At 75.7% G+C, this 26,843-nt stretch carries 24 protein-coding genes; 12 read left to right on the plus strand and 12 right to left on the minus strand.

What is annotated here, in order from left to right; translation table 11 throughout:
* The first annotated feature begins 24 nt into the window (after positions 1-24).
* A complete protein-coding gene (locus D459_RS0124685; protein WP_017595680.1) occupies positions 25-498 on the plus strand; it encodes a VOC family protein in 474 nt (157 codons plus the stop codon).
* Between the two features lie 50 nt (positions 499-548).
* On the opposite strand, the gene D459_RS0124690 is transcribed toward D459_RS0124685, so the two are convergent.
* Positions 549-1,595, minus strand: a complete 1,047-nt coding sequence (locus tag D459_RS0124690) for a 5'/3'-nucleotidase SurE (RefSeq protein WP_017595681.1) — start codon at positions 1,593-1,595, stop codon at positions 549-551.
* A 265-nt stretch (positions 1,596-1,860) separates the two neighbouring features.
* Here D459_RS0124690 and D459_RS0124695 point away from each other — a divergent pair, with 265 nt between their 5' ends.
* Both D459_RS0124695 and D459_RS0124700 read left to right on the plus strand, forming a co-directional pair.
* A complete protein-coding gene (locus tag D459_RS0124695; protein ID WP_017595682.1) occupies positions 1,861-3,882 on the plus strand; it encodes an NADPH-dependent 2,4-dienoyl-CoA reductase in 2,022 nt (673 codons plus the stop codon).
* Between the two features lie 106 nt (positions 3,883-3,988).
* Complete coding sequence (locus D459_RS0124700) at positions 3,989-4,576, plus strand: PadR family transcriptional regulator (RefSeq protein ID WP_026120733.1); 588 nt, start codon at positions 3,989-3,991, stop codon at positions 4,574-4,576.
* Positions 4,577-4,592: 16 nt separating this feature from the next.
* On the opposite strand, the gene D459_RS0124705 is transcribed toward D459_RS0124700, so the two are convergent.
* The 5 genes from D459_RS0124705 to D459_RS0124725 form a co-directional block, all read right to left on the minus strand.
* A complete protein-coding gene (locus D459_RS0124705) occupies positions 4,593-5,219 on the minus strand; it encodes an SRPBCC family protein (RefSeq protein ID WP_017595684.1) in 627 nt (208 codons plus the stop codon).
* The gene (locus D459_RS0124710; protein WP_017595685.1) at positions 5,216-5,578 is read right to left on the minus strand and encodes an ArsR/SmtB family transcription factor; all 363 of its coding nucleotides are present in this window, start codon (positions 5,576-5,578) and stop codon (positions 5,216-5,218) included. The genes D459_RS0124705 and D459_RS0124710 overlap by 4 nt, the downstream gene beginning before the upstream one ends.
* A 211-nt stretch (positions 5,579-5,789) precedes the next feature.
* A complete protein-coding gene (locus tag D459_RS0124715; RefSeq protein WP_017595686.1) occupies positions 5,790-6,614 on the minus strand; it encodes an aldo/keto reductase in 825 nt (274 codons plus the stop codon).
* A 90-nt stretch (positions 6,615-6,704) separates the two neighbouring features.
* Entirely contained in the window at positions 6,705-7,718 is a 1,014-nt protein-coding gene (locus D459_RS0124720; protein WP_017595687.1) for an NADP-dependent oxidoreductase, read from the minus strand.
* 63 nt (positions 7,719-7,781) lie between these two features.
* Positions 7,782-8,363 carry a TetR/AcrR family transcriptional regulator gene (locus D459_RS0124725; RefSeq protein WP_017595688.1) on the minus strand — a complete coding sequence of 194 codons (582 nt, stop codon included), beginning with the start codon at positions 8,361-8,363 and terminating at the stop codon, positions 7,782-7,784.
* Positions 8,364-8,619: 256 nt separating this feature from the next.
* Between D459_RS0124725 and D459_RS0124730 the strand changes: the two genes are divergently transcribed.
* The 4 genes from D459_RS0124730 to D459_RS0124745 all read left to right on the plus strand — a co-directional run bounded on the left by D459_RS0124730 (position 8,620) and on the right by D459_RS0124745 (position 11,510).
* Entirely contained in the window at positions 8,620-9,378 is a 759-nt protein-coding gene (locus D459_RS0124730; RefSeq protein ID WP_017595689.1) for an IclR family transcriptional regulator, read from the plus strand.
* Positions 9,379-9,516: 138 nt separating this feature from the next.
* Complete coding sequence (locus tag D459_RS0124735; RefSeq protein ID WP_017595690.1) at positions 9,517-9,843, plus strand: putative quinol monooxygenase; 327 nt, start codon at positions 9,517-9,519, stop codon at positions 9,841-9,843.
* A gap of 274 nt (positions 9,844-10,117) precedes the next feature.
* Positions 10,118-10,756, plus strand: coding sequence for a DUF998 domain-containing protein (locus D459_RS0124740; protein WP_017595691.1), 639 nt, complete (start codon positions 10,118-10,120; stop codon positions 10,754-10,756).
* Positions 10,740-11,510 carry an alpha/beta fold hydrolase gene (locus tag D459_RS0124745; protein WP_026120735.1) on the plus strand — a complete coding sequence of 257 codons (771 nt, stop codon included), beginning with the start codon at positions 10,740-10,742 and terminating at the stop codon, positions 11,508-11,510. Before D459_RS0124740 ends, D459_RS0124745 begins: the two co-directional genes overlap by 17 nt.
* Before the next feature lie 128 nt (positions 11,511-11,638).
* Here D459_RS0124745 and lysX read toward each other — a convergent pair whose 3' ends face one another.
* Positions 11,639-14,887 carry a bifunctional lysylphosphatidylglycerol synthetase/lysine--tRNA ligase LysX gene (lysX, locus tag D459_RS0124750; RefSeq protein ID WP_017595693.1) on the minus strand — a complete coding sequence of 1,083 codons (3,249 nt, stop codon included), beginning with the start codon at positions 14,885-14,887 and terminating at the stop codon, positions 11,639-11,641.
* A 620-nt stretch (positions 14,888-15,507) separates the two neighbouring features.
* Between lysX and D459_RS0124755 the strand changes: the two genes are divergently transcribed.
* Positions 15,508-16,272: a CPBP family intramembrane glutamic endopeptidase gene (locus tag D459_RS0124755; protein WP_017595694.1), complete on the plus strand. Its 765-nt coding sequence runs from the start codon at positions 15,508-15,510 to the stop codon at positions 16,270-16,272.
* A gap of 1,553 nt (positions 16,273-17,825) precedes the next feature.
* Here the strand turns inward: D459_RS0124755 and D459_RS0124760 are convergent.
* The 4 genes from D459_RS0124760 to D459_RS0124775 form a co-directional block, all read right to left on the minus strand.
* Positions 17,826-18,473, minus strand: coding sequence for a class I SAM-dependent DNA methyltransferase (locus D459_RS0124760; RefSeq protein WP_017595695.1), 648 nt, complete (start codon positions 18,471-18,473; stop codon positions 17,826-17,828).
* Between the two features lie 104 nt (positions 18,474-18,577).
* Positions 18,578-19,339: a class I SAM-dependent methyltransferase gene (locus D459_RS0124765; protein WP_017595696.1), complete on the minus strand. Its 762-nt coding sequence runs from the start codon at positions 19,337-19,339 to the stop codon at positions 18,578-18,580.
* Positions 19,340-19,479: 140 nt separating this feature from the next.
* Positions 19,480-20,172, minus strand: a complete 693-nt coding sequence (locus tag D459_RS0124770) for a response regulator (protein ID WP_017595697.1) — start codon at positions 20,170-20,172, stop codon at positions 19,480-19,482.
* Entirely contained in the window at positions 20,169-21,869 is a 1,701-nt protein-coding gene (locus D459_RS0124775; protein WP_017595698.1) for an ATP-binding protein, read from the minus strand. Before D459_RS0124775 ends, D459_RS0124770 begins: the two co-directional genes overlap by 4 nt.
* A 183-nt stretch (positions 21,870-22,052) precedes the next feature.
* Here D459_RS0124775 and D459_RS0124780 point away from each other — a divergent pair, with 183 nt between their 5' ends.
* Genes D459_RS0124780 through D459_RS0124790 form a run of 3 tightly spaced genes read left to right on the plus strand, consistent with a single transcriptional unit; the run spans position 22,053 to position 25,269 of the window.
* Positions 22,053-23,042, plus strand: a complete 990-nt coding sequence (locus D459_RS0124780; RefSeq protein ID WP_017595699.1) for a Bug family tripartite tricarboxylate transporter substrate binding protein — start codon at positions 22,053-22,055, stop codon at positions 23,040-23,042.
* Entirely contained in the window at positions 23,042-23,722 is a 681-nt protein-coding gene (locus D459_RS0124785) for a tripartite tricarboxylate transporter TctB family protein (RefSeq protein ID WP_017595700.1), read from the plus strand. The genes D459_RS0124780 and D459_RS0124785 overlap by 1 nt, the downstream gene beginning before the upstream one ends.
* Positions 23,722-25,269 carry a tripartite tricarboxylate transporter permease gene (locus tag D459_RS0124790; protein ID WP_017595701.1) on the plus strand — a complete coding sequence of 516 codons (1,548 nt, stop codon included), beginning with the start codon at positions 23,722-23,724 and terminating at the stop codon, positions 25,267-25,269. The genes D459_RS0124785 and D459_RS0124790 overlap by 1 nt, the downstream gene beginning before the upstream one ends.
* A gap of 129 nt (positions 25,270-25,398) precedes the next feature.
* Here the strand turns inward: D459_RS0124790 and D459_RS0124795 are convergent, their stop codons facing one another.
* Positions 25,399-25,833 carry a nuclear transport factor 2 family protein gene (locus D459_RS0124795; protein WP_017595702.1) on the minus strand — a complete coding sequence of 145 codons (435 nt, stop codon included), beginning with the start codon at positions 25,831-25,833 and terminating at the stop codon, positions 25,399-25,401.
* A 259-nt stretch (positions 25,834-26,092) separates the two neighbouring features.
* Here D459_RS0124795 and D459_RS36260 point away from each other — a divergent pair, with 259 nt between their 5' ends.
* The gene (locus D459_RS36260; protein ID WP_017595703.1) at positions 26,093-26,692 is read left to right on the plus strand and encodes a hypothetical protein; all 600 of its coding nucleotides are present in this window, start codon (positions 26,093-26,095) and stop codon (positions 26,690-26,692) included.
* Positions 26,693-26,843 lie beyond the last annotated feature (151 nt).

The raw sequence follows: 26,843 nt of genomic DNA on the forward strand, positions 1-26,843 counted from the left end.
AGATTAGCGATACATACCGTCGGTATGCATCGCCGCGGCCGCTCCCGGCCCGGCACCCCGCCGCTCCAGGAAGGCACCACCGTGAACGTGACCGGCTTCTACACCGTCATCGGCACCGAGCGCATCGCGGAGTCCCGGGACTTCTACACCCGCCTCTTCGGGTTCGAGCCCGTCTTCGAGGCCGACTGGTACGTGAGCCTGCGCCTGGCCTCCGCGCCGCACTTCGAGCTCGCCCTGCTCGACCCCTCGCACCCGACCGTCCCCGCCTCGCACCGGGGCCGGGCCGCGCAGGGGCTGCTGCTCAACTTCGAGGTCGACGACGTCGACGCGGAGTACCGGCGCCTGGTGGAGGAGGGCGGCCTGGCGGCGCTGCTGCCGCTGCGCAGCGAGGAGTTCGGCCAGCGCCACTTCATCGTGTCCGACCCGAACGGGGTGCTGATCGACGTCATCACGCCCATCCCGTTCGGCGAGGAGTTCGCCGGGAACGCGGTGGCCTGACCGCCCCGCGGGCCCGGCCCGGCGGGCGCGCGGGGCGGCGGTACCGGGGCCTACCCGTCCAGCGACTCGACCAGTTCGCGCAGGTCCTCCACGTCGTCCTCGTCCTCCTCCTCGTCGGGGGCGAAGGTGCGGTCGGCGCTGAGCACTCCTACGGAGACCGCGCCCGCCTCCAGGACGGCCGCGGAGTCGGCGTTCTCCTTGGACTCCGGGACGCAGGCCGGGTCCCCGGGGGCGCACGGCCGGGGAGCGCGCAGGTAGGCCCCGTCCTCCTCGGTGTAGTCGACCGCGAGCACCGAGGCGGTGCCCTGCTCGGTCCAGCGCACCTCGGCGGCGGGCCCGCCGCCCGGGGTGTGCGGGTGGTTGACGTTGACCGCGTAGGCGTCGGTCAGCAGGCCGGCGGCGGCCATCCGGGCGATCAGGTCGGCGCCGAACTCCGCCGCGGCATCGTAGGTGCCGGGGTGGACCGCCATGTCCTCGCCGAGCGAGGCGCTGAGCGCGACCGCGGGGACGCCCGCGGCCTGCGCCGCGGAGGCGGCCCCGACGGTGCCCGAGGCCGAGACCAGCGCGGCCACGTTGGGGCCGGAGTTGATCCCGGTGACCACCAGGTCCGGCGGGCCGTCCCAGCCGGCGACCGCGCCGAGCCCGTGGGCCAGGGCGAAGGAGACCGCGTCCACCGGGGTGGCGCTGGGCGAGTCCGGCCCGCACGGGCCGTCCGCCAGGCACACCCCGTGGACCGCGCCGCCGCTCGGCGCGCCCGCGCAGTCGCCGGCGTAGCCGTCCGGGACGCTCGGCGGCGCGCCGAGGCCCAGCGGCCCCTCGGTGGTGACGCCGCCGCTCTTCCCGCTCTGCTGCCCCCAGGGGGCGAAGACCACCACGTCGGCGCCTGCCGCGCAGAGCTCGGAGCGGATCGCGTACAGGCCGAGGCCGTCCGCGCCGTCCTCCTCTGCAGCCTGCACGGAGTCGTCGTTGGCGAGGAGGATGCGCATGCCCTCCAGGGGCGCCGGGTCGGGTTCGTCGTCGGCCCTGGCATTGCCGGAGCAGGCCGAGGCCAGGAGGAGGAGGGCCGCGAGCGCGGCCGAGGACTTGATCGTGCGCATGGGGGGGGATCCGATCCGTCGATGGGGTGGGGGCCGCCGATCGGCGGTGCGGCGCCGTCGCCGCACCTGGTTTCGCATCCGCCCTGTACAGGGGTGGTTATTCGTTTAAGCTAGAGCGCCTCCCCGGGCCTGTCAACGGGCGCAGTGCCGCCGATCCGCCCCCGCCGCCCCCCGGCGATGAAATTTGACGTATATTCAAAAAACTGATTAGCAGTATCGTCACTCATCCGCGCGCGGCGGAACGCCGAACCGAGGAGACGCCGTCATGACCGACTACCCCCACCTCTTCTCCCCCCTCTCCCTGGGGCCGTTCACCCTGCCCAACCGGGTGATCATGGGCTCCATGCACGTCGGCCTCGAAGAGGCCCCCGGCGGCTTCGAGCGGATGGCCGCGTTCTACGCCGAGCGCGCCCGGGGCGGCGTGGGCCTCATCGTGACCGGGGGCATCGCGCCCAACTCCGAGGGGCGCCCCTGGCACCAGGGGGCCGCGATGACCACCGAGGCCGAGGCCGAGCAGCACGCCCCGGTCACCGAGGCGGTGCACCGCGAAGGCGGCCGGATCGCCATGCAGCTGCTGCACTTCGGCCGGTACGCCTACCACGAGGACCTGGTCGCCCCCAGCGCGCTGCAGGCCCCGATCAGCCCGCACGTGCCGCGCGCGCTGGCCGACGAGGAGGTGGAGCGCACCGTGGAGGACTTCGTGCGCGCCGCCGAGCTGGCCAAGGCGGCGGGATACGACGGCGTCGAGGTGATGGGCTCCGAGGGGTACCTGATCAACGAGTTCGTCTCGGCCGCCACCAACCGCCGCGAGGACCGCTGGGGCGGCTCCTACGCCAACCGGATCCGGTTCCCGGTGGAGATCGTGCGCCGGATCCGCGAGCGCACCGGCCCCGGCTTCGCGGTGATCTACCGGCTGTCCATGCTCGACCTGGTCCCGGGCGGCTCCACCCTGCCCGAGGTGCTCCGGCTGGCCAAGGAGATCGAGGCCGCCGGGGCGGACGTCATCAACACCGGCATCGGCTGGCACGAGGCGCGGATCCCCACCATCGCCGCGTCGGTGCCGCGCGGGGCGTTCAGCTGGGTGACCCGCGAGGTGATGGGCTCCGTCGGGGTCCCGCTGGTGACCAGCAACCGGATCAACACCCCGGAGACCGCCGAGCGGATCCTCGCCGCCGGCGACGCCGACCTGGTCTCGCTCGCCCGCCCGCTCCTCGCCGACCCCGAGTTCGTCGCCAAGGCGCGGCGCGGCCGGCCGCGCTCCATCAACACCTGCATCGGCTGCAACCAGGCCTGCCTGGACCACACCTTCAGCCTGAAGATCACCTCCTGCCTGGTGAACCCGCGCGCCTGCCACGAGACCGAGCTGGTGCTCGACCCGGCCCCGCGCGCCAAGCGGATCGGCGTGGTCGGCGCCGGCCCGGCCGGGCTCGCGGTCTCCACCGCCGCCGCGGAGCGCGGCCACCGGGTGGTGCTCTACGACGCCGCGGACCGGATCGGCGGCCAGCTGGACGTCGCCCGGCGCATCCCGGGCAAGGAGGAGTTCGCCGAGACGCTGCGCTACTTCGGCGAGCGCCTGGAGGAGCTGGGGGTGGAGGTGCGGCTGGGCGCCCCGGCCACCGCCGAGGGGCTGGCCGCCGAGGGCTTCGACGAGATCGTGGTCGCCACCGGCGTCACCCCGCGGGTGCCCGACATCGACGGCGTGGACCACGGGAAGGTGCTGGGCTACCTGGACGTGCTGCGCGGCACCGCCGAGGCGGGCGAGCGGGTCGCGGTGCTGGGCGCCGGCGGCATCGGGTTCGACGTGGCCGAGTTCCTCACCGACGACGGCGACGGGGCCGCGCTCGACCCCGCGGCCTACTTCGAGCGGTGGGGCGTGGACCCCGGCTACGAGCACCCCGGCGCGCTGCGCGAGCCGCGCCGCCCCCGCCCGCCGCGCCGGGTCCACCTGCTGCAGCGGAAGACCTCCAAGCCCGGCAAGGACCTGGGGAAGACGACCGGCTGGATCCACCGGACCGAGCTGCGCAACCGCGGCGTGCGGATGGTGCCGGGCGTCGCCTACCGGCGGATCGACGACGAGGGCCTGCACATCACCGTGGACGGCCGGGACGAGGTGCTCGACGTCGACACCGTGGTGCTGTGCACCGGGCAGGAGCCCGACCGCGGCCTCCACGCCGAGCTGCGCGCGGCCGGCCTGGAGCCGCACCTGATCGGCGGCGCCGACGTCGCCGCCGAGCTGGACGCCAAGCGCGCCATCGACCAGGGCACCCGGCTGGCCGCCCGGCTGTGAGCCCGGCCCGCCTCCCGCCCCGGCCAGGGCGGGAGGCGGGACCTCTCAGGTCAGCGAGTTGAATAGTCCACCCGTCCATTGATCAACCCGCTGATACCGTTGCCGCATGGCACTGCGAAACGCCGTCATGGCCGCCCTGCTCGAAGGCGAGGCGTCCGGATACGACCTGGCCAAGCGGTTCGACACGGCGACCGCCGACTTCTGGACCTCCACCCCGCAGCAGCTCTACCGGGAGCTGGAGCGGATGGAGTCGGAGGGCCTGATCCGGGCGCGCGTGGTCGAGCAGGAGCGGCGGCCCAACAAGCGGATGTTCTCGCTGACCCCCGCCGGCCGGGAGGCGCTGCAGGAGTTCACCGCCCGCCCCGCCAAGCCCACCGCGATCCGGGACGAGCTGCTGGTCAAGGTGCAGGCGGTGGACTCCGGCGACGAGGCCGCGGTGCGCACCTCGATCATGGAGCGGATGGAGCGGGCCCGCGCCAAGCTGGCCCGCTACGAGCGCTTCCGCGACCGGCTGCTGGCCGGCCGTACCGAGGAGGAGTACCTCCGCGAGACCGGCCACGTCGGCCCGTTCCTCACCCTGATGCGCGGCCGCCTCTTCGAGGAGGAGAACCTGCGCTGGGGCGGGATCTGCCTGGAGATCCTGGACCGCCGCGCCGCCGAGCGCGACGGCACCGCGGCGGGCCCGCGCGGCTGACGCCCCGGCCGCCGCGCTACTCCTCGGGGCCGCCGGTGTAGAAGGCCCCGGTGCGCGCGGCCCGGGTGCGCGCCCGGTCGGCGTCGGTGCCGGCGGCGATGTCGGCCCGCCCCCAGCAGGCACTGGCCTCGGCCAGGAACGCGATGCCCTCGGGGCCGGCCGCCCACTCCTCCCCACCGCCGGCCCGGTCGCCCGCGAGGTGGGCGGCCAGGCCCAGCAGGCTCAGGTCCCAGCCGACGCCGGCCGCACCGGGGCCGTACCGGTCCCAGTGCTCGTCCTCGGACACGATGTGGGCGATCCGGAGGCGGGTGCCGCCCGACGGGTCCGGGGCCAGCTCCACCTCGATCCGGCTGACCTCGCCCTGGACCTCCCAGGTCGCGGAGAAGCCGCGCGGCGGGTCGCAGGTCTCGATGGAGCCCTCGGTGCCGTCCTCCAGCCGGTAGCGGCCGCCCTGCCGCAGGTCGCCGGTGACCGGCAGGAACCACCGGGCCAGGCGCCCGGGTGCGGTGCAGGCCTCCCAGAGGTCCTCCGCTCCGGTGGGGTAGGTCTGGGCGATGGACACCACCCGCCCCTGTCCGCCGTCCAGCGGGCGGGTGCCGACCTCGCGCTGGACGGCGCTGATCTGCCGGTCGCTCTCGATCACGGCCGCTCCTCTTCCTCGTCCTCGTCGCGGTCCGGACCCCCCGTACGCCTGCCCCGTGCGACCTCGGTGGCCAGCGCGTCCAGCCGGGGCTCCCAGAACCGCCGGAACCGCCCCAGCCAGGCGTCGGCCTCGCGGAGCGGCTCCGCGCCGACCGCGTACAGCCGGCGCGCCCCCTCCGGGCGGACCGTGGCCATGCCGCTGTCCCGCAGCACCTTCAGATGCTGGGAGACCGCGGGCTGGGAGAGGCCGAACTCCCGGCCGATGGCGGCCGAGAGCTCACCTGAACTGCGCTCGCCGTCGGCCATCAGCTCCAGCAGGCGGCGCCGGACCGGATCACCGAGGACGTCGAAGGCTTCCACCCGCCCATGCTTACATTCCCCACTTATATAAGTCAAGACTAATATCTACTGGTGGAGAGGGCCGAAGCAGAGCCGGTGCGGGGCGAGGGCCGAGCCGCGGGCCGCGCGGCCGGCCCTCGGGGCGGAACGGGAAGGGCGCCGCGGCGGGACGGTTCCGCCGCGGCGCCGGAGGGCCGCCTCCCCGGGGGCCCGGGGGAGGCGGGCCGGACCCTCAGCGGGAGTTCATCAGGTCCGGGTCCGGGCCCAGCCGGGCGCCGCTGTCCAGGGCCGCGATGCGCTCCATGTCCTCGGCGTCCAGGGCGAACCCGAAGACGTCGAGGTTCTCCGCGATCCGCGCGGGGGTCACCGACTTCGGGATGGCGACGTTGCCCAGCTGCAGGTGCCAGCGGAGCACCACCTGCGCCGCGGTGCGGCCGTGCTTCGCGGCGATCCCGGCCAGAACCGGCTCGTCCAGCAGGCCCTTGCCCTGGCCCAGCGGGCTCCAGGCCTCGGTGGCGATGCCGTGCTCGGCGTTGAGCGCGCGCATCTTCTCCTGGGCCAGGCGCGGGTGCAGCTCGATCTGGTTGACGGCCGGGACCGTGTCGGCCGAGGCCAGCAGGCGCCCCAGGGTCGCCTCGGTGAAGTTGGAGACGCCGATGGCCTTCGCCCGGCCCTCGGCGTGGATGCGCTCCAGCGCCTTCCAGGTCTCCACGTAGGCGTCCTGCTCGGGCACCGGCCAGTGGATCAGGTACAGGTCCACATACTCCAGGCCGAGCCGCTCCAGGCTGGCGTCGAACGCGCGCAGCGCCCGGTCGCGGCCGTGGTCGTCGTTCCACACCTTGGTGGTGACGAACAGCTCCTCGCGGGCGATGCCGGACTCGCGCAGCGCGCGGCCGGTGCCCGCCTCGTTCCGGTACACCTTGGCGGTGTCGATGCTGCGGTAGCCGACCCGCAGCGCCTCGGCGACCGCGCTCTGCGCCTCGTCGTCGGGCACCTGCCAGACGCCGAAGCCCAGCTGGGGCATTTCGACGCCGTTGTTCAGCGTCACGGAATCCATGGTCGGGGATCTTCCTCTCGTTCTTCTTCGCATTCCCCGCGGCGGCGGGGCCGCGCCGCCGGGCGGCGCGGCCCCGCGCGGCCCGCGGGGTCAGCCCTGGCCCAGGCGGACCAGCATCTTCCCGGTGTTGGCGCCGTTGAACAGGCCGATGAAGGCACCGACCGCGTTCTCGACCCCGTCCACCACCGTCTCCCGGCCGGGCAGGGAGCCGTCGGCCAGCCAGCCGGCCGCGAGCCGGGCGTACTCGCCGGCCAGGTGGCCGTGGTCGGTGACGATGAAGCCGCGCAGGCTGAGCCGCTTGCTGATGGCCAGCCCCAGGTTGTCCGGCCCGGGCACCGGGGCGGTGGCGTTGTACATCGAGATCGCCCCGCACATGGCGACCCGGCCGCCCTGGTTCAGCGCGAACAGCGCGGCCCGCAGGTGGTCGCCGCCGACGTTGTCGAAGTAGACGTCGACGCCGTCCGGCGCGGCCTCCTTCAGTGCCGGGCCCAGGTCGCCCTTCCGGTAGTCGATCGCGGCGTCGTAGCCGAACTCCTCCACCACCCGGCGGGCCTTCTCCGGGCCGCCGGCCGAGCCGACCACCCGGGCCGCGCCCAGGTGGCGGGCGATCCGCGCGGCGGCCGTGCCCACCGCGCCCGCGGCGCCGGAGACGAACACGGTGTCGCCCTCGCGCACCGGGGCGATCTCCTTGAGGCCGGCGTAGGCGGTCAGCCCGGTCATGCCCAGCGGGCCGAGGTAGGCCTGGGCGGGCGCGATCCCGGTGTCGACCGGCTCGGCCGAGGCGGCGTCCAGCAGCGCGTACTCCCGCCACCCCAGGTAGTGCCGGACGGTGGCGCCCTCCGGCAGCTCCGGGGCCCCGGAGGCGACCACCGTGCCGACCGCCGCGCCGTCCATCGGCGCGCCCAGCTCGAACGGCGGGGTGTAGGAGCGCACGTCGTTCATCCGGCCCCGCATGTAGGGGTCGACGGAGAACCAGTCGTTGCGGACCAGCACCTGGCCCGGCCCCGGGTCCGGGACCTCCGCCTCGACCAGCGCGAAGTTCGCCGGGACGGGTTCCCCGGAGGGGCGGGCCGCCAGGTGCACCTCACGGCTCTTCACGGGCATGGTCGTCTCCCTCGATGTCCTGGACCGCCGTCCGGCGGCCGTCCGATACTGCCCGGCAGGTGTTCAGCGGGCCCGCAGCAGGCCCGCGGTGATCGCGTCCGCGGCGGGGCCGAGCAGCCGCGCCGCGTTCTCCTCGCCCTCCAGGCCGACCACCACCGCGATGCAGATGTCCGCCGCGTCCTCGGGGGCGACGGCGGCCGTCCCGGCCTCGGCGAACAGCCCGGTGAGCAGGGCGCGCACCTCGGCGCAGAACTCGCCGCAGATGTCGCCGAAGAGCCGCGCCTTGGCGTCCAGCAGCTCCGCGGTGTGCGGGGAGTCCCCGTGCAGCCGCAGGACCAGGCCGAGCTTGGCGCCGAGCACGCCGCGCACCCGCTCCTCGACGGGACCCTCCGCCTCGGCCGCGGCGCGGGCCCGGGCCAGCGCCTCCTCGTGGAACCCGCGGGCGAGCCTGCGGAAGGCGTCGTCCTTGCTGCGCACGTACTGGTAGAGGGCGGAGCGGGAGATCCCCACCGCCCCGGCGATGTCGTCCATGGTGGTCCGCCGGACCCCGTAGCGGACCAGGCAGTCGTAGGTGCCGTCGAGGATCTGGCCGAGGCGGCCGCCGTCCGCCGCCCCGCTCGGCCCGGTGGCCGGAGCGTCCGCCATCACCTTCTCCTCTCCCCGCCCGGATCCGACGATCTGACATTCTGCACTCAGATCGTCAGTGCGTCGCGCCTCAACGACCCTAAGCGCCCCCGGCCCCGCAGGCCAATAGAAGACCCGATGCCTCCCATCGGGACGCCGATCCCGGCGGCCCGCCGCCGGAGGACCGCGGCCGACCGGGCGGAGCGCTCTTCTAACCTGGGAGCACCGCGGCGGGACGGCCGCGGCGGACCCGATGCGCAGAAGGCGGTGAGCCCCCGTGCCCTCCCCCGCCCTCCCCTCCGCCGGGGACGGCCCGCGCTCGGTCGACCGGGCGCTGGACCTGCTCGACGCGGTGGCCGAGGCGACCGGACCGGTCTCGGCCAAGGCCCTGGCCCGGCGGCTGGGCTGCTCGCTGTCGACCGTCTACAACCTGCTCGGGCCGCTCACCGACCGCGGGCACGTGCTGCGCACCCCGCACGGGTACGCGCTCGGCCACCGCGTCCCCGACCTGCACCGCGCCTACGGGCGGCAGCTGGACGTCGCCCCGGGCCTGCGCGAGGCGCTGGCCGAGGTGCGCAGGGCCACCGGGGCGGAGGCCTACTTCACCGCTTACCGGGGCGGGGAGATCTCCGTGGTGGACAGCACCGTCCCGGTGACCGACGAGGCCGCCCCCTTCGCCGTCGGCCGGGAGCGGCGGGCGCACGCGACCGCGCACGGCAAGGTGCTGCTGTCCGCCCTGCCCGCCCCGGCGCGCCGGCGCTATCTGGAGCGGCACGGCATGCCCCGGCTGACCGAGCGGACCATCACCGCCCCGGACGCCTTCGAGGCCGAGCTGGCCGGGGTGCGCCGCACCGGGCTGGCCGTCTCCGTGGGCGAGGCCGAGCGCGGCTTCTCCTGCGCGGCGGTGCCGCTGGCCGGGGCGCTGCCCGGCGAGGCGCGGGCGCTGTCGGTGTCGCTGCCCGCCGAGGACTACCCGCGGCTGCGCGACCGCATCGCCGCGGTGCTCGTCCGGGCCGCCGACCGGCTCTCCCGCTGACCCTCCTCGCCGTTTTCCGGCATCGTCGGAAACCCCGCGCCGGGGGTTTCCGCCGCGGGCCCGGCGCCGGGCACCATGGGCCCCGGAGGGCGGAGCCGCGCCCCCGCTTCCGAGCAGAGCCGATGCGAAAGGCCCGCAATGATCTTCATCGCCGTCAAGTTCCCGGTCCGCCCCGAGCGCAGCGCGGAGTGGACGGACCTGGTCGCGGAGTTCACCGCGGCCACCCGCGCCGAGCCGGGCAACGTCTTCTTCGAGTGGTCGAAGAGCGTGGAGGAGCCGGACACCTTCGTGCTGCTGGAGGCGTTCGCCGACGCCGAGGCCGGCAAGGCGCACGTGGAGTCGGAGCACTTCGCCGCGGCGATGGCGTGGATGCCGCGGGTCATCTCCGCCACCCCGCGGATCATCAACGTCGACGCGCCGGTCGACGGCTGGGGCCCGATGGGCGAGCTCTCCCCGGCCGAATGACCCCGTGACCGCCCCGGTCCCGGAGCGCCGGTGCCGGGGCGGCGCCCCCGGGCACGGTGGTCCCGCCGCCGCCCCGGCTCCGCCGGGAGCGGTCCCGGGCCCGTCGCGCCCACCGCGGGCGGAGACCCGTCCCGGGCCCCTCCGACGTGCCGCCGTGCCGGGGGCGGGGCGCCCTGGGACGATGGCCCGCGGAGAATGCCCCGAAAGGGGCGGGGACGATCCGGGGCGCCCGTCCGTTCTCCGCTCGGGGCCGGGGCGACCGGGAGGGGGGACGATGCGGCGCAGGACGGTGTTCGCGGCGGCGGCGCTGTCGGCCGGGGTGCTCTACTCCTCGTTCTGGCTGGAGGGCCTGCTCCCCACCGGGGTCGACCCGGTCGCCGGGTACGCCAGCGAGCTCTTCGCCCGGGACCGGCCGCTCCGTCCGCTGTTCGCCTCGACCGAGGTGCTGGCCGGGCTGTCCGCCCTGGTCGCGGGGGCGGTGGCGGCGTCCGCGCCGGGGCGCCGCCCGCGGACGGCGCTCGCCGTGCTGTGCTGGGCGGGCCTGCTGCTGTTCGGCGCGATGACCGTGGCCGACGCACTGGTGTTCCCGATGGACTGCGCGCCCACCGCCGACCCCGCCTGCGCCCGCGCCGAGGCCGAGGGGCGGCTCTCCGCGTCGCACACCATGCACGAGGCGGCCAGCTCGGCCGCGGTCCTCGGCGGGCTGGCGGCGATGGCCGGCTCCGTCGGCGCGGTCCGCGCCGGGCTGGGTCCGGGGCTCCTGCTCCTGGCCGCCGTGCAGGCGGCCGCGACCGCGCTGCTGCTCTGGCTGATCGCCTCGGGCGGCGACGTCGGCATCGTGCAGCGGATCCAGATCTCGCTGTTCAGCGTCTGGCTGATCGTGCTGGGGGTGGCTCATGACCCTGACGAGTGACACCGTGGTCTGCGCCTCCGGGCTGGGCGGCGCCGCGTTCGACTGGGAGGGGGTGCGGCGCCTGCTGCGGGACCGGTACCGGGTGGTCCGGTTCGACCGCCGGAACCTCCGGCCCACGCTGCGCTCGGAGGCGGCGCGGCTGGCCGGGCTCGCCGAGGCGGCGGGCGGGCCGGTGGTGGTGGCCGCGCACTCGGTGGCCGCGCTGCACGCCGAGGCGTTCGCCCGGCTCCGCCCGGAGCTGGTCTGCGGCCTGGTGCTGGTCGACCCGAGCTGCGAGCTGCACCCCCCGTCCCCTTCCGCGCTGCGCTCGCTGGCCTGGCGGGTCGGCGGGGGCCTGGTCTCGCCGTTCGCCCGCGCCGCCGGCCCGGCGCTGCGCCGCGCGGTGGTGCGCCGCCAGACCGTCTCCCGCCGCGACCCGGCGCCCCGGGACGCGGTGCGCGCGCACTACGGCGACGGGCGGACCCTCCGCGCCGCCGCGGCCGAGCTGGCCTGCTACGACGCCATGGTCGCCGACCTGCACGCGCTGCGCCGGGAGAGGCCGTTCCCCCCGGTCGGCCTGGTAGTGCTGACCGCCCCGGACGGCCCGGCCTGGCGCGGCTGCCACGAGGGGCTGGCCGCGCTGAGCCCGCGCGGCCACCGGATCGACGTGCCGCGCGCCGCCCACCTGCTCCACCTGGAGTTCCCCGAGGTCGTCGCGGAGGCCGCGGACGACCTCGCCCAGGGCGGCCGCCGCACCGGCCTCGGCGGCCGCTGACCCGGGGCGGGCGCGCCCCGGACCGGTCGGCGGGCGCCGCCCCGCCCCGGCCCGGGAGACCGGGCACGGGCGGACGACCGGCCCCCGCTCTCCGGCGGAGGGGCCGCCGCCGGGCGGCCCGGTGGACGTCAGCGCCCCGGGCGGACCGGGGGGAAGGCGATGGTGTCCCGGATGGGGCGGCCGGTGAGGGTGATGAGCAGCCGGTCGATGCCCATGCCGAGGCCGCCCGCCGGAGGCATGCCGTACTCCATCGCGGCGAGGAAGTCCTCGTCCAGGTGCATCGCCTCGGGGTCGCCGCCGGCCGCCAGCAGGGACTGGGCGGTGAGCCGGGCGCGCTGCTCGACCGGGTCGTTCAGCTCCGAGTAGCCGGTGCCCAGCTCCAGGCCCATCGCGATCAGGTCCCACTTCTCGGCGAGCAGCGGGTCCCGGCGGTGCCCGCGGGCCAGCGGGGAGGTCTCGGCCGGGTAGTCCCGGACGAACGTGGGCGCCGCCAGGTGCTCCTCCACCAGCGCCTCGAACGCCTCCTGCACCAGCCGACCCTGCCCCCACTCCGGGTCGGCCGGGACGCCCGCGGCCTCGGCCAGCCGGCGCACCTCGCGCAGCGGGGTCGCGGTCGTGACCTCCTCGCCCAGCGCCTCCGAGACCGCCCCGTAGACGGTGGTCTCGCGCCACGGCTCGGCCAGGTCGAACTCGGTGCCGCCGCGCGCCACCACGGTGGTGCCGAGCGCCGCGCGGGCGGCGGCGACCACCAGGTCCCGGATGAGCCGGGCGACGGTGTCGTAGTCGCCGTAGGGCTGGTAGGCCTCCAGCATGGTGAACTCGGGGTTGTGCCGCGGGGACAGCCCCTCGTTGCGGAAGTTGCGGTTCAGCTCGAAGATCCGTCCGGCGCCGCCGACCAGCAGCCGCTTCAGGTACAGCTCGGGGGCGATGCGCAGGTACATCGAGCTGTTCAGCGCGTTCATCCGGGTGGTGAACGGCCGGGCCGCCGCGCCGCCGTGCACCGGCTGCAGCATCGGCGTCTCCACCTCCAGGAAGCCGCGGGAGCGCAGCTCGTCGCGGACCGCGGCCACCGCGTCGCCGCGCACCCGCAGCATCCGGCGGGCCTCGTCGTTGACGATCAGGTCGACGTGGCGGCGGCGGGCCCGCGCCTCGGCGTCCAGGCGGCGGGGCAGCGGCCGCAGGCACTTGGCGGTCATCGCCCACCGCTCGGCGTGCACGGTCAGCTCCCCGGTGCGAGTGGTGACCACCTCGCCGGTGACGCCGACCTGGTCGCCCAGGTCCACCAGGCCGCCCCAGCGGCCGAAGTCCGCGGTGGCGTCGGCGCTGAGCATCACCTGGACGTCGCCGGTCTCGTCGCGCAGCACCGCGAAGCCGATCCGGCCGTGGTCGCGCTCGCGCACCACCCGGCCGGCGACGGTCACCCGGCGGCCGGTGCGCTCGTCGGCCGGCAGGCCGGCGAACTCCTCGGCGAGCGCCGCGGCGGTGCCGGTGGGTTCGAACCCCACCGGGTAGGGGTCGACGCCCTCCGCGCGGAGCCGGTCCAGCTTGGCGTGGCGGACCCGCTCCTGCTCGGTGAGCCTGCGCCGCGGGTAGCGGGCGGCCTCGGCCTCCTCCTCGATGGCGCGGATCCGCTCCAGCAGGTCCTGGGAGACCGCGAGGGAGCCGGGGCCGTGCCTGCGCGGCTCGGGCAGGAACCCTTCGGCGCGGCCGGCCGCGATGGCCACCGAGCCGATGTCGCCGCTGCGCCGGAAGCAGACGTAGCGCGGCACCCACTCCGGGTGGTACTTGGCGTTTGCCTGGTAGAGCGTCTCCAGCTGCCAGAACCGGGAGGCCAGCATGAGCACCCGGTGGACGGCGCGGAGCACCGGTCCGGCGCCGATCCGGGCGCCGCGCTCGAACACCCCGCGCAGCATCGCGAAGTTGAGCGAGACCCGGCGCACGCCGAGCCCGCCGCCCTGCTCGGCCAGGGCGGCGACCATGAACTCGTTGACGCCGTTCTCCGCGTCCGGGTCGCGGCGCATCAGGTCCAGGGAGAGGCCGGTGCGCCCCCAGGGGACGAAGCCGAGCATCCCGCGCAGGCGGCCCTCGCCGTCGAGCGCCTCCACCACCGTGTAATCGCCGTCCCGGGGGTCGCCGAGCCGGCCCAGCGCCATGGAGAAGCCGCGCTCGGCCTCCCCGCCCCGCCACCGGTCGGCCGCGACGATGAGGTCGGCGGCCTCGTCGGCGGGGATCCGCCGGGCGCGGCGCACCCGGGCGGTGTACCCGGCCCGCTCCACCCGGCGCACCGCCTGGCGGACCGGGCGCATCGCCCTTCCGTCCAGGCCGAACTCGGCCAGGTCGAGGACGGCCTCGTCGCCGAGCTCCAAGGCGTCCAGGCCCTGGCCGGCGTAGGCCGCGGCGGCCCGCTCCCCGGCGCCGAGCACACCGGGGGTCCAGGCGTGCGCCCGGCACTCCTCCAGCCAGCGGCGGATCGCCTCCGGCCAGGCCTCCGGGTCGCCCAGCGGGTCGCCGGAGGCCAGGCAGACCGGGCCGACCGCGCGGTAGGCGACCGCGGCGCGCCCGCTCGGCGCGAACACGACGTCCTTGTCGTCGCGGAGCGCGAAGTAGCCGAGCGAGTCCTGGTCGCCGTACTCGGCGAGCAGCCGGCGCGCGCCCAGCTCCTCCTCGGGGCTGAGCACCGCGCGGGCGCGGGAGGGGCGGAACATCACCCAGACGGTGGCCAGCAGCAGGCCGCTGCCGAGGACGCCGAGCAGCAGGTCGACCCAGCCGGGCACCAGGATGCCGAGGAACTCGCCGGTGACCCGGGGGCCGAACACCGTCTGCAGCACCGCGTAGGCGACGTCGGCGGTCACCGGGCCGTCGGGGTCGCCGTCGTTCTGCGCGACCACGGTGGTGCCGAGCACCACGACGACCGCGAGCAGCACGCCGAAGACGGCCGCGGCGACCTTGCGCCGGGCCGGGTCGGGCCGGGCGGCGAACTCCCGCCGGGCCGCGACCAGCCAGACGACCTGCGCGAGCACCAGCACGGAGGGGACGGCGAGCAGCGCCGCGGCGTCCAGCACCGGGATCTGCCGCCGCTCGTCGGGCGCCAGCGCCAGGTAGCCGACGAGGAAGAGCGCGGTGCGGGCCAGCACCACCCCCAGCACCGCCAGCTGGATCCGCCAGGCCGACCGCTTGCCCCGGCGCAGTCCGACGGAGAGCAGCAGCATCAGCGCGGCGAACGGCAGGCTCGGCCACCAGCCGAGCGCGTAGACGACGCCGATCCGGTCCACCCGCAGGATCCAGTCGTCCACCGCCGCCGACAGCCAGGTGAGCAGCGACAGTGCCGCCACCACCCGCGCGTACCAGCAGAAGAAGGCCGGCGCGGCCTTGACCATGCGTTCCTTCACGCCCCGCTCCCCCGATTCCCTCGGTCGCACCAGATCGAAAACTCCGCCCGCCCGCCGGCCGCCGGGTGCTCGAAGCCGGATGCTCGAAGCCGGGTGCTCGAAAGGGGGCACCGCGGCTCCGGCCGCGCATCCGCCGCCGGGGGGAGCAGGGCGGTTCGCGGGCCGTCGCGGGGAGGGGCGCTCGCGCATCATAGGTGCTCAGAGCCGTTCGGCGACTCGGCCGAAGGAACGAAACGAGTGGCCGGGGGATACGACCTTCCGCCGTATCTCCCGGTCCCGCGGCCCTCCTCTCGGACGAGGCGGCGCCCCGGCGGACCGCCGCGCATCCGGCCGGAAGCATGCCGCCTCCCCGTTCCCCTCGCCTCGGAGCCCCGCCCACCCTCGCACTTCTCCGGATCGTAATGCGGCCGTCGCTTTCCGCGACATCGGTGTGCGCGCGCCGCTCCGAGCCCCGACGGGCGGCGCCGGGCCGGGCATCGCGCTTCTCACAGGCGCTCAAGCCGCGGGGGCGGGCGCTGCTCCGGCAGAGTCGTATGGAGCGGCCGGGCCCTCCGGCGCCGCCGCTCTCCTACCCCCATCCCTGTCCCCGTCTCAGGAAGAACACCGCCGTGCCCGCTCCCGCCGCTCCGCTGCTCGACACCCGCGTGCGGTTCCGCGACGCCGCCGCCCTGGCCGGGCTGACCCTCGCCTCGGGCGCGGTGGTGCTCGGGGCCGGGCTGCTGTCCGCGACGACCTTCGCCCGCGACTGGCCCGCCCCGGAGCGGCTCGCGCTGGCGGTCGGCCCGCTGGCCGTGCTCACCCCCTGCCTCGCACCGGCCCTCGGCGCCGCGCTGCTGATGCGCCGCGGCCCCCGCCTGGGCCTGCGCGATCTGGGCCTGACCCGGCCGAACAGGTTCCCCGTCGGGCTGCTGCTGTGGGTGCCGCTGGCGGTGCTGAGCGCGATGCTGTCGACCGGCGCCGCCCTCGGCCTGGCCGCGCTGCTCAGGAGCGGGGGGCTCCTCGGGGGCGAGGGCGGAGGCTCGGGCGGCGGCTCCTCCTCGTCTGCGTCGGGGCTGGTGGCGGACCTGCCGCTCGGCCCCGCCCTGGCCATCGCCCTGGGCACGGTGCTGCTCTTCCCCCTGTTGGAGGAGGTGCTGTTCCGCGGCATGCTGCACGGCGCCCTCTCCCGCAGCCTGGCGCCGTGGGCCGCCGCAGTGGTCTCGGCACTGGTGTTCTCCGCGGCGCACGTGACCCCGCTGCTCATGCCCTACACCCTGGTGCTGGGGCTGTGGCTGGCCTGGCTGCACCGCCGCTACGAGTCGATCCTCCCCGGCCTGGTGCTGCACTGCTGCAACAACGCCCTGGTCGCCGCCATCGCACTCGCAGGCCTGTAGCCCGGCCCCGGCCCGTCACCGGAGAGGGAGAGAGAGGAGAGAGGACGGGCCTGCGGGCGGGGAGGGCGGAGCCGGGTGCACCTGCCAGGCGCGGCGCCTCGCGGAGCGGGGGTTAAAGCCGGCAGCGAAGGCGGGGGTGGGGACCTGCCAGTCGGTCGGGCGCGGCACCCCACAGAGCGAAGGCCAAGACGAGCGGCGACGGCAGCGGTTGGGGCGGGGCGGGGGTGGTCGCCCGAGCGCGGCACCCCACGGGACGAGGGATCAAACGGGCAGCGAAGGCGGCAGCGGGGACCGGCCGGTCGGTCGGGCGCGGCGCCCCACGGAGCGAAGGCCAAGACGGGCAGCGAGGGCGGAAGGGGCACCGGCCGGTCGGTTTGGTGCGGCACCTCACGGGGCGAAGGTTCAAACCGGCGGCGACGGCGCAGGCAGGGACGGGGCGCGGGTGTCGGCCGGGCGCGGCGCCTCACGGGGCGGGGGTTCAAGCGGGCGGCGAAGGCGGGAGCGGGTCGGGCGCCGCGTTCACCGGCCCGGCCCGGTCGAGCCTCCCGGCGGGAGGAGGCGGCGCCCCGGCGAAGGGGGCGGGCCGCCCGCCCGCGTCGCCGGGGGTGGTCATATCCCCTATGCCGGGTTTGCGGCAGGGAACGGGCGGAGGCGGGAGCGCCCTGCGCACCGCGAGAGCACCCCGATTACATCTACCAGCGAGTAGTAAGCCCCGAGACCCCCGCCGACCCCTCGCCGATTACCCAGAGTGGCCAATCGGAGGGACGAATACGACATCTCGTTCCCCCGCCACCCCTTCCCGGGTTCCGGCCCCCTGCCTTGCGGCCTTCCGGGCGCCTCAAACCCCCGAACACCGGCCCGATCAGGGCGAATCAGGCCCTCAGAGGCCCGATCCGACCCAGGGTGCGCGCCCGGGAATCACCGGAGTGCTCTCGCGGTGCGCAGGGCGCCCCACCCAACCATCACCCTGCGTATTCACCCAGGTCAGGAAGGGGGAGCGGTTTCAGAGGCGGCCGGCCCCGACGCCCGGGGCGACGCGGGCACGGCGATCCCGCCCCGCGAGAGGCCGCACCCGGGCGACCACCCCCGCCACGCCCCCACCTGCGCCGTCACCGCCGGCTTGAACCCCGGCCCCGTGGGGCGCCGCACCCGACCGACCGGCCGGTCCCCCTCCCGCCTTCGCTGCCCGCTTGAGCCTCCGCTCCGTGAGGCGCCGCGCCCGACCGACCGGCCGGTCCCCACCGCCGCCTTCGCTGCCTGCTTGAACTTGCACTTCGCGGGGCGCCGCGCTCGGGCGACCGCCCCCGCCACGCCCCCACCTGCGCCGTCGCCGCCGGTTTGAACCTCGACTCTGTGGGGCGCCGCGCCCGGGTGAGGCGCTCGCCCCGCCCCCACCGCTGCCGTCGCCGCCGGCCTGAACCTTCGCCTCGCGAGACGCCGCGCCCGACCGACCGACCGGCCGGTCCTCTTCCCGCCCTCGCTGCCGGCCTGAACCGCCGCGCCCGGGTGGCCACCTCCGCCCTGCTCCCGCCGCCGCCTCGCCGCCGATCACCTCATCCTTCGTCCGCCGCCGCCTTGCGGGCGATCAGGAAGGCCTGCGGGGCGGTCTCGTCGGACAGGCGCGCGCGGTCCATCCGGGCCTCGATCGCGAAGCCGGCCTGCTCGGCGAGGGCGGCCAGGCGGTCGGGCATCCAGCGGTGGAAGTCCAGTTCGACCCGGTGGCCGAAGGCCTCGGTGAAGCTCAGCGGCTCCTCGCCGACCTGAAAGCCGAGCAGCAGGCGGCCCCCGGGGGCCAGCGCCCGGTGGAACCCGGCGAGCGCGCCGGGCACGTCCTCCGGCAGGAGGTGGATGAGGGAGTACCAGGCCACCACGGCTCCGAAGCCGCCCTCCGGGGCGTCGAGGGCGGTCATCGAGCCCTCCTCGAAGCGCACCCCCGGGTGGAGGCGGCGGGCCACCGCGAGCATGCCCGGCGACAGGTCGACGCCGTGCACGTCCAGACCGAGCGAGGCCAGGTGCGCGGTCACCCGGCCGGGGCCGCAGCCGACGTCGACCACCGGGCCGCGCACCAGTTCGGCGAAGCCGGCGAGTACCGCCCGGTCCAGCGGCTTGCCGGACAGCTGGTCCGCGAAGTGCTCGTCGTAGTCGGCGGCGATGGCGTCGTAGGAGGCCCGGGTGGCCTCCTGGTAAGCGGGTCGGGTCATGGCCGGGCAGACTACCGGTTCCGCCGGGCCGGTGCCGCCCGGGGCGGCGGGCCCGGTTTTTCGGTCCTGTTCGGTTCCGGCTGCCTGCGCCGGTCGGAGCGGATTCAGGCGGGTTTGCGCGCCTCGATGAGGAAGCGGGTGGTGGTGGCCGTGAACGGGCCCTCCGCCTCGATCAGGGCGTGCAGGTCGCGCAGGCGCTCCCGGTGCTCGTCCACGGTGAAGCCGGGGACCATCCACACCACCTTGCGGAGGAAGTAGACGACCGCGCCGATGTCGCGGAACTCGGTGTGCAGCTCGGCGGTGCGCAGGTCGACCACCTCCAGCCCGGCCGCCTCGGCGGCGCGGCGGGCGTCGTCGGGGTGGCGGGCGCGCCGGACCTCCTCCGGCTGCGGGCCGAGAAAGAACTCCACCAGCTCGAAGACACTGGCCGGCCCGACCTGCTGGGAGAGGTAGCGGCCGCCGGGGCGCAGCACCCGGGCGATCTCGGCCCAGTGCACGGCCACCGGATGGCGGCTGACCACCAGGTCGAACGCCTCGGCGGCGAAGGGCAGCGGCGGCCGGTCGGCGTCGGCCACCACCACCGCGCCCAGCGGGTGCAGCAGCCGGGTCGCCTTGTCGACGTTGGGCGGCCAGCCCTCGGTGGCGACCATGGCCGGCGGCAGCCGCTCGGCGCCGGCCAGCACCTCTCCCCCGCCGGTCTGCACGTCCAGCGCGGCCCCGGCCCCGGCCAGCCGCTCGCTCATCAGCCGCTGGTACCCCCAGGGCGGCCGCTCCTCCACCGCCCTGCCGTCCAGCCAGGAGAAGTCCCAGCCCTCGACCGGGACCGCCGCGGCCTCCGCCACCAGTTCGTCGAACGTTCGCGCCATACCCGGAGCCTCCCATTCCGGCGGCCGCCCGGACCAGCGGTTTTCCTCCGTGTCCCGGCCTGCACTCCGGCCCGTGTCCCAGCCCTTGTCCCGGCCCGCGCCCCGCCCCGCGCCCCGGGGTTCCCGCGCCGCGCCGGCGGTCAGCGGGCCCAGCGGTAGCGGTGCTCGGGCCGGCCGGCCGAGCCGTAGCGCAGCCGCAGCTCGGCGCGGCCGTCGGCGCACAGGTGCTCCAGGTAGCGGCGGGCGGTGACCCGGGAGACGCCGGTGCGCCGGCCCACCTCGGCGGCGGACAGCTCGCCCTCGGCCTCGCGCAGGGTGCGGGCGACCAGCTCGCTGGTGGCCGCGGTGAGGCCCTTGGGCAGCGAATGCGCGGAGGCCGGGCGGAGCAGGCCGAACAGCCGGTCCACCTCGCTCTGGGTGGCCTCGCCGGTGCCGGAGAGCCGGCGGCGGGCCACCGCGTACCGCTCCAGCTGGTCCCGGAGGGCACTGAGCGGGAACGGTTTGAGCAGGTAGTGCACGGCGCCGCCGTGCAGCGCGGCGCGCACCTGCTCGATGTCGCGGACGGCGGTGATCACCAGGAAGTCCACCGGGTTGCGGTCCCGCCCGCCGTCCCGGTCGGCCGCGCGCAGCTCGCGCATGACCGAGATGCCGGGGGCGTCGGGCAGGTACAGGTCGAGCAGGACCAGGTCGGGGCGGAGCCGGTGCACCTCGGCGAGCGCGGACGCCGCGGTGTGCGCCTCGCCGACCACCTCGAATCCGGGCACCGAGGCCACCAGCTCCCTGTGGGTCTGCGCGACGCGCACGTCGTCGTCGACCACCAGGACCCGGGTCATCTTCCGTTCCCTCCGCTCGCCTCGCCGGCCGGCCCGCCCGCGGCCGCGCGCTCTCCGGGCCGCGGTCCGCCGTCCGCCGGAAGGTAGGCCGTGAACACGGCGCCCTCGTCGGCGTCCTCGCCGGGCGGCTGCACCCGGACGCTGCCGCCGCGACTCTCGCAGACCTGCCTGACCAGTGCCAACCCCAGCCCCCGCTCTCCGTCCCGGGAGGCCTTGGTGGTGAAGCCGTATTCGAAGATCTCCTCGGCGAGCTCGGCCGCCACGCCGCGGCCGGAGTCGGTGACCCGCACCTCCACCAGGTCGTGCGGGAGCCCGTCGCCGTGCCGGGGGTGCACCCGCACCAGCAGCTCCGCCCAGCCGCCGGGCCCGGCCGCGGCCACCGAGTCCAGGGCGTTGTCCACCAGGTTGCCCAGGACCAGCACGATGTCGGAGCGGAGCGCGGCGCCCATCCGCTCGGGCACCAGGGTCATCGGCGAGATGTACAGCTCCGCGCCGCGCTCGGCCGCCTGGGCCGACTTGGCCAGGGTGATCGCGGCGACCGCCGGGTCGGCGATCCGCGCGGAGACGTCGCCGCTGGTGCGGGCGTGCGCGATGGAGACGTCCTCCAGGTAGGCCCTGGCCTCCTCGTGCGCGCCGAGCTCCAGCATCCCGGCCAGGGTGTGCAGCCGGTTGGCGAACTCGTGGGTCTGCGCGCGCAGCCCCTTGGTGGCGGTGCGCACCCCGTCCAGTTCGCCGGTGAGCCGGTCCAGCTCGGTGCGGTCGCGCAGGGTCACCACGGCGCCCGCGTCCCCGCCGCGGATCCGCACCGGCATCCGGTTGCACACCAGGATCCGCGCCCCGGAGAGCACGATCCGGTCCTCTCCGGCGTCGGCCCCGGAGACCACGTCGAGCACCCGGCCGGGCAGGCCCAGCTCGTCCAGCCGGGCGCCCTCGCAGTCCTCGGGCAGGCCGAGCATCTTCCGGGCGGGGCGGTTGACCAGCACCACCCGGCCGGCGGCGTCCACCGCGAGGACCCCCTCGCGGACCGCGTGCAGCAGCGCCTCGCGCCCCTCCAGCAGGGTGGTGATCTCGGCCGGCTCCAGGCCGTGGGTCTTGGCGCGCAGCCGGCGGGAGAGCGCCCACGCGCCGCCCGCGCCGAGCAGCAGCGCGCCGCCGGTGGTGCCCAGGATCAGCGGGAACGCGGCGGCCGCCTCGGTCTCCATGTCGGAGACGAGGATGCCGACCGAGACGTAGCCGAGGACGTCGCCCTCCCCGGAGCGGACCGGGACCTTGGCGCGCACGGTGCGGCCCTGGGTGCCGGTCTGCACCCCGGTCCACTCCTCGCCGCGCGCGGCGGGCCCGGGCGGGGTGGACACCCGCAGTCCGATCAGCCTCGGGTCGACGTGGGAGTAGCGGATCCCCTCCGGGTCGGCCACCACGATGTACTCGGCGCCGGTGGCCTCGGTGACCCGGATCGCGATCGGGTTGATCACGGCGGCCGGGTCGGCCTCCCCGAAGCCGTCGACGATCTGCGGCATGTGCGCGACCGAGCGGGCGATGGCCAGCACCCGCTCGGTGTACTGCTGCTCCATCTCCCGGTCGTGGTGGACGAACCAGAGCGTGCCGGTGACCGCCAGTGCCAGGGTGAGCAGCAGCGCATAGCCGATGAACAGGTATCCGGTGAGCGACAGCCGGACGCGCGGGCTCGGCGGTGCCATAAGGGGAACTCCACGTGCGATTGCGCGGCCGGCGGCTCCTCGCCCGCGCGACCAATACGACCAGTATGACGCCAGTGTTAACAAATCCTTCACTTGCCTGTGTCCCCCCTCACACTGTCATGTGTCCCGCGTTGCCCGCCCCTGTGACCGGCGCCGGGACCGATACACGGAGGAAGGATGCCGATGAGGATGCCCAGTGCCCTGGCCCGCGTCGCGGGCGGGGCCGCCGCAGCGGCGCTCGTCGCCCTGGCGCTGGTCGACGTCTCGCGCGGCGCCGAGAGCGGCGACGGCGCGGCGGAGAAGATGCTGCTCGTGGCCCCGGCCGCGCCCGGCGGCGGTTGGGACCTGCTCGCCCGGGAGATGCAGAACGGTTTGCGCGAGGAGGAGCTGCGCTTCAACGTCGAGGTGCAGAACGCCGAGGGCGCGGGCGGCACCATCGGGCTGACCCAGACGGTCAACCGGGCCGGGCAGGCGAACATGCTGACCATGACCGGGATGGGCATGGTCGGCGCGGTGGAGACCACCGGGTCGCAGCACACCATGGAGGACGCCACCCCCATCGCGCAGCTCGCCTCGGAGTACCTGGTGGTGGTCGTCCCCGGGGACTCGCCCTACTCCGACATCAACGAGCTGGCCGAGGCGTGGAAGGCCGACCCGGGCGGGATCCCGGTGGCCGGCGGCTCCATGGGCGGGGTGGACCAGATCTTCGCCGCCCAGGTCGCCCGGAGCATGGACATCCCGCCGGAGGACATCAACTACCTGCCCTACTCGGGCGGCGGCGAGGTGCTCACCTCGCTGCTCTCCGGCACCTCCGACATCGGCTTCACCACGCTGAGCGACTTCGCCGACCAGATCGAGAGCGGCAAGGTCAAGGCCCTGGCCATCTCCTCGCCGGAGCGGCTGGAGGGCGTGGACGTGCCCACCCTGACCGAGTCCGGCTACGAGCTGGAGATGTCCAACTGGCGCGGGGTGATCGCCCCGCCCGGCCTCACCGAAGCGGAGACGGCGAAGCTCGAAGAGCTCGTCGCCGAGCTGCGCGATTCCCCCTCCTGGGCCGACACCCTGGAGCGCAACCGCTGGACCGACACCTATCAGTCGCGTGAGGAGTTCGAGGAGTTCCTCGACGAGGAGGTCGCCATGACCCAGGAGACCGTGAAGGAGCTGGGGCTGTGATGTCCGAGCGCACCGCCGAGAGCGCGGAGGCCGCCTCCGGTACCGGCGCGGAGGACGCCGCCGCGGGGGCCGGCGTCCCGGCGCCGGCCGCGGCCCCCGAGGACTCCGCCGGTTCCCCCGACGCCGCGCAGGCCGCCGGCCCCGCCGAGGAGGCCGCTGAGGAGACCGCCGAGGAGGCCGCCGCCCCGGACCCGGAGACCACCCCCTGGACCGGCCGGTCCGCCTGGGTGTTCCCCGGGGTGACCGCCGCGTTCGGCCTGCTGGCGCTCTCCGGTCTGGCCACCATCGAGCCGCCGCCGCACGCCACGCCGCCCGGCCCGACCGTGTTCCCCGCGGTCGTCGGGGTGCTGCTGCTGGTGCTGTCGGCCTGCATGGCGGTGGTCAACGTGCGGGTGGCCCGGCGCGGCCCGTCCGCCGCGCCCCCGATGCCGCCGGTGGCCTGGCGGCCGGTGCTGATCGTGCTGGGCGCGCTGGCGGTGGCCGCCGCGCTGCTGCAGGCGCTGGGCTGGCTGCTGACCGGGGCCCTGCTGTTCTGGGCGGTCGCCTACGCGTTCGGCGCCCGCGACCACCTGCGTGACGCCGTGGTGGCGCTGGCGATGTCCGCGGCCGTCCAGGTCGGTTTCTCGCTCGGGCTGGGGCTGCCCCTGCCCGGTGGCGTTCTGGAGTTGATGTTCCCGTGATGGAGTCGTTCTCCCTGCTCCTCGGGGGGTTCGCGGATGCGCTGAGCCCGGTGAACCTGATGTGGGCGTTCCTCGGGGTGCTGCTGGGCACCGCGGTGGGCGTGCTGCCCGGCATGGGCTCGGCGATGGCGGTGGCGCTGCTGCTGCCGGTGACCTTCCGGATGGACGCGACCTCGGCGTTCATCCTGTTCGCCGGGGTGTACTACGGCGGGATGTTCGGCGGGGCGACCACGTCGATCCTGCTGAACACCCCGGGCCAGGCGTCCTCGATCGCCACCACCTACGAGGGCCACAAGATGGCGCTGGGCGGCCGGGCCGCCCAGGCGCTGGGGACCGCGGTGATCGGCTCGTTCATCGCGAGCATGGTCGGCACCCTGGTCGTGGCGCTGTTCTCGCCGACGATGGTGGCGCTGGCGCTGCAGTTCGGCCCGGGCGAGTACTTCGCGCTGACCGTGTTCTCCTTCGTGGCGATCGCCGCGGTGGTCTCCGGTTCGGCGCTGCGCGGCATGGCCGCCCTGCTGATCGGCCTGGTCATCGGGATGGCCGGGATCGACGGGCAGAGCGGCGCGGCCCGGTTCGACTTCGGCCTGCCGGTGATGCTGGACGGCATCGACGTCATCGTGGTGACGGTGGGCCTGCTGGCGCTGGCCGAGGTGCTGTACGTGGCGAGCCGGGGGGACAACGCCCCGGACCTGAAGGCGATCAAGACCGGGACGCCGTGGCTGAAGAAGCGGGACCTGCGGCGCTCGGCCGGCCCGTGGGCCCGCGGCACCGCGCTGGGCTCGCTGTTCGGCCCGATCCCGGGCAGCGGCGCGGAGATCCCGACGTTCCTCTCGCTGGGGCTGGAGCGGAAGCTGGCGGCCCGCCGGGAGCGGCGCGGCGGTGAGAAGAGCGAGTTCGGCAAGGGCGCCATCGAGGGCGTGGCCGGGCCGGAGGCGGCCAACAACAGCAGCGCCTCCGGGTCGCTGGTGCCGCTGCTCGGGCTGGGCCTGCCGACCTCGGCGACGGCCGCGATCATGCTGGCGGCGTTCCAGCAGTACGGGCTGCAGCCGGGCCCGGTGCTCTTCGAGCGCAACGCGGACCTGGTGTGGACGCTGCTGGCCAGCCTGTTCGTCGGCAGCGTGCTGCTGCTGGTACTGAACCTGCCGTTCGCGCCGCTCTGGGCCAAGCTGCTGAAGCTGCCCAAGCCGTACCTGTACGCCGGCATCACGGTCTGCTCGGTGCTGGCGGTGTACGCGATCAACTCCTCGGTCGCGCACCTGGTGATGGCGATCGGGATCGCGGTGCTCGGGTTCGGGATGCGGCACTTCGGCGTCCCGGTCGCCCCGGCGCTGATCGGCGTGGTGCTGGGCCCGATCGCCGAGACCGAGCTGCGCCGCGCCCTGGCGGCGTCCTCCGGCGACCCGTCGATCCTGGTCGGAAGCGGCATCTCGATCGGCCTGTACGCGCTGGTGCTGGCCGCGGCGGTGTTCTCGGCGGTCTCCGCCGTGCGCCGCGCCCGCGCCCGCAAGGCCGAGACCGAGACCGAGAAGACCCCAGTGGCCTGACCCGTTCCCAGGCCCTTCCCCGGGCCGCACCACCGCCCCTCCCCTCCCTGCGGTGGTGCGGCCCCTTTTGCGTCCTCGCTCCTCCCCTCCCTGCGGGGTGGTCCGGCCCTTCCGCGTCTCGGCGGGGCGTCAGCCGCCCTGCGCGCCGCCGGCGCCGGGGAGGCCGCCGGGCAGGCCCTCGCGGAGGCCGTCCGCGACGAACGTCGCCTGGGCCGCGATGATCCTCCAGCCCGCCCGGCCGCGGATCCAGGTCCGGGTGTAGCGCATCCGGGCGGCCAGGGGCCGGCCGTCGACGGTCCCTTCCAGCGTGCCGAGGAACCAGGTGACGCCGGTGTGCGCGGTGGCCAGCACCTGGAGCTCCTCCTCTTCGACGCGGCTCAGCACCTGCCGCCCGGACCGGTGCGCGTGCAGGTCGTCCTGTTTCGAGTGGAGGGTTCCGTCCGGTCCGGTGAACCGCCCGGCATCGTCGATCAGCTCGTCCAGGACTTCGATGTCGGAGTCGAGCTGGGCGGCCTGGAGGCGCCGTTCCGCCGCGCGGAGGCTTTCGGTGCGGTCGTCGTGCATGCCTCCAGCATGGCGGCCGGGGGGCCGGCGGCGTGCGCATTCTTCTCACCGGCGAATCCGGGTCCGGCCCGCCGCTCCGCCGCGCCGAGCGGCCGCCTCCGCGCGAACGCCCCGCCCCTTCTCCCCCAGTAGCCGCACGGCTCACCGTCACCGCAGGTCAGAGGCCGTATCCGGCCAGGCGGACCGGCCAACCCGGACGCCCCGCCCGCTGTCCTAACGGCAACGGGCGGGCGGAGACCGCCCGGGAGGGAGGGGCCCCATGATCGGGACGGCGGGCGGCATCGCCCTGGCGGACGGCGCACCGGAGGCGACCGGGGCAGAGGCGGCCGGGACGGACGGCGGGCCGGGGCCCGGCGGCCGGGGCCGGGGCCTGCTCTCCCCCGGTCGGCTCTGGGCGGCCAGGGCGCTGCTCGTGGCGGCGGCCGCGGTGGGGTGGGCGGCGGCCGGGGACGCCGCCCCCTCGGAGGAGCGGATCGCGGTGAAGGTCACCGCGCGGACCAATGGGGCCACCGGCACGGTGATCGAGGGCTACCGCGCCGAGGACGGCGGGATCACCCTCGTCTACGCGGCCCGCGGCTGCACTGCCATCGGCCCGGTCCGGGCAGCGGAGGACTCCTCGACCGTCCAGGTCTCGGCCACCGAGGTCTACACCGAGGCCCAGCTGGCCGACTGCACGGGAGCAGCGGGGGGCTCGGGAGGAGCGGAAGGCGCGGGAGGCGCCGCCCCTGCGTCCGGCGGTACGGCGGGGCGGGCCGGCGGGCACGCCGAACTGGAGAGCCCGCTCGGCTCCCGTGATGTCGTCGACGCGGCCGGCCGCCCGGTCCCCGAGTGCACCTCGCTGACCTGCGCCGCCGACTGAAAGACATCCGGCCGAGCGCGGCGCCCCACGGGGCGGGGGTTCAAGCGGGCGGCGACGGCGGGGAGGGGCACCGGCCGGTCGGTCGGGCGCGGCGCCTCGCGGAGCGAAGGTTCAAGCAGGCGGCGACGGCAGCGGTAGGGCCGGGGCGCGG

The organism is Nocardiopsis potens DSM 45234, from assembly GCF_000341105.1.
Classification (GTDB): Bacteria; Actinomycetota; Actinomycetes; order Streptosporangiales; family Streptosporangiaceae; genus Nocardiopsis_A; species Nocardiopsis_A potens.

Excerpts from the sequence above, each read along its gene's own strand:
- D459_RS0124725 (WP_017595688.1), bottom strand. The coding sequence starts at position 8,363 with ATGGCGGACGCTCCGGCCACCGGGCCGAGCGGGGCGGCGGACGGCGGC.
- D459_RS0124765 (WP_017595696.1), bottom strand. The coding sequence starts at position 19,339 with ATGGCGCGAACGTTCGACGAACTGGTGGCGGAGGCCGCGGCGGTCCCG.
- D459_RS0124700 (WP_026120733.1), top strand. The coding sequence starts at position 3,989 with ATGGCACTGCGAAACGCCGTCATGGCCGCCCTGCTCGAAGGCGAGGCG.
- D459_RS0124735 (WP_017595690.1), top strand. The coding sequence starts at position 9,517 with ATGATCTTCATCGCCGTCAAGTTCCCGGTCCGCCCCGAGCGCAGCGCG.
- D459_RS0124745 (WP_026120735.1), top strand. The coding sequence starts at position 10,740 with ATGACCCTGACGAGTGACACCGTGGTCTGCGCCTCCGGGCTGGGCGGC.
- D459_RS0124715 (WP_017595686.1), bottom strand. The coding sequence starts at position 6,614 with ATGGATTCCGTGACGCTGAACAACGGCGTCGAAATGCCCCAGCTGGGC.
- D459_RS36260 (WP_017595703.1), top strand. The coding sequence starts at position 26,093 with ATGATCGGGACGGCGGGCGGCATCGCCCTGGCGGACGGCGCACCGGAG.
- D459_RS0124740 (WP_017595691.1), top strand. The coding sequence starts at position 10,118 with ATGCGGCGCAGGACGGTGTTCGCGGCGGCGGCGCTGTCGGCCGGGGTG.
- D459_RS0124775 (WP_017595698.1), bottom strand. The coding sequence starts at position 21,869 with ATGGCACCGCCGAGCCCGCGCGTCCGGCTGTCGCTCACCGGATACCTG.
- D459_RS0124770 (WP_017595697.1), bottom strand. The coding sequence starts at position 20,172 with ATGACCCGGGTCCTGGTGGTCGACGACGACGTGCGCGTCGCGCAGACC.
- D459_RS0124720 (WP_017595687.1), bottom strand. The coding sequence starts at position 7,718 with ATGCCCGTGAAGAGCCGTGAGGTGCACCTGGCGGCCCGCCCCTCCGGG.
- D459_RS0124785 (WP_017595700.1), top strand. The coding sequence starts at position 23,042 with ATGTCCGAGCGCACCGCCGAGAGCGCGGAGGCCGCCTCCGGTACCGGC.
- D459_RS0124690 (WP_017595681.1), bottom strand. The coding sequence starts at position 1,595 with ATGCGCACGATCAAGTCCTCGGCCGCGCTCGCGGCCCTCCTCCTCCTG.
- D459_RS0124695 (WP_017595682.1), top strand. The coding sequence starts at position 1,861 with ATGACCGACTACCCCCACCTCTTCTCCCCCCTCTCCCTGGGGCCGTTC.
- lysX (WP_017595693.1), bottom strand. The coding sequence starts at position 14,887 with ATGGTCAAGGCCGCGCCGGCCTTCTTCTGCTGGTACGCGCGGGTGGTG.
- D459_RS0124780 (WP_017595699.1), top strand. The coding sequence starts at position 22,053 with ATGAGGATGCCCAGTGCCCTGGCCCGCGTCGCGGGCGGGGCCGCCGCA.
- D459_RS0124795 (WP_017595702.1), bottom strand. The coding sequence starts at position 25,833 with ATGCACGACGACCGCACCGAAAGCCTCCGCGCGGCGGAACGGCGCCTC.
- D459_RS0124790 (WP_017595701.1), top strand. The coding sequence starts at position 23,722 with ATGGAGTCGTTCTCCCTGCTCCTCGGGGGGTTCGCGGATGCGCTGAGC.
- D459_RS0124685 (WP_017595680.1), top strand. The coding sequence starts at position 25 with ATGCATCGCCGCGGCCGCTCCCGGCCCGGCACCCCGCCGCTCCAGGAA.
- D459_RS0124760 (WP_017595695.1), bottom strand. The coding sequence starts at position 18,473 with ATGACCCGACCCGCTTACCAGGAGGCCACCCGGGCCTCCTACGACGCC.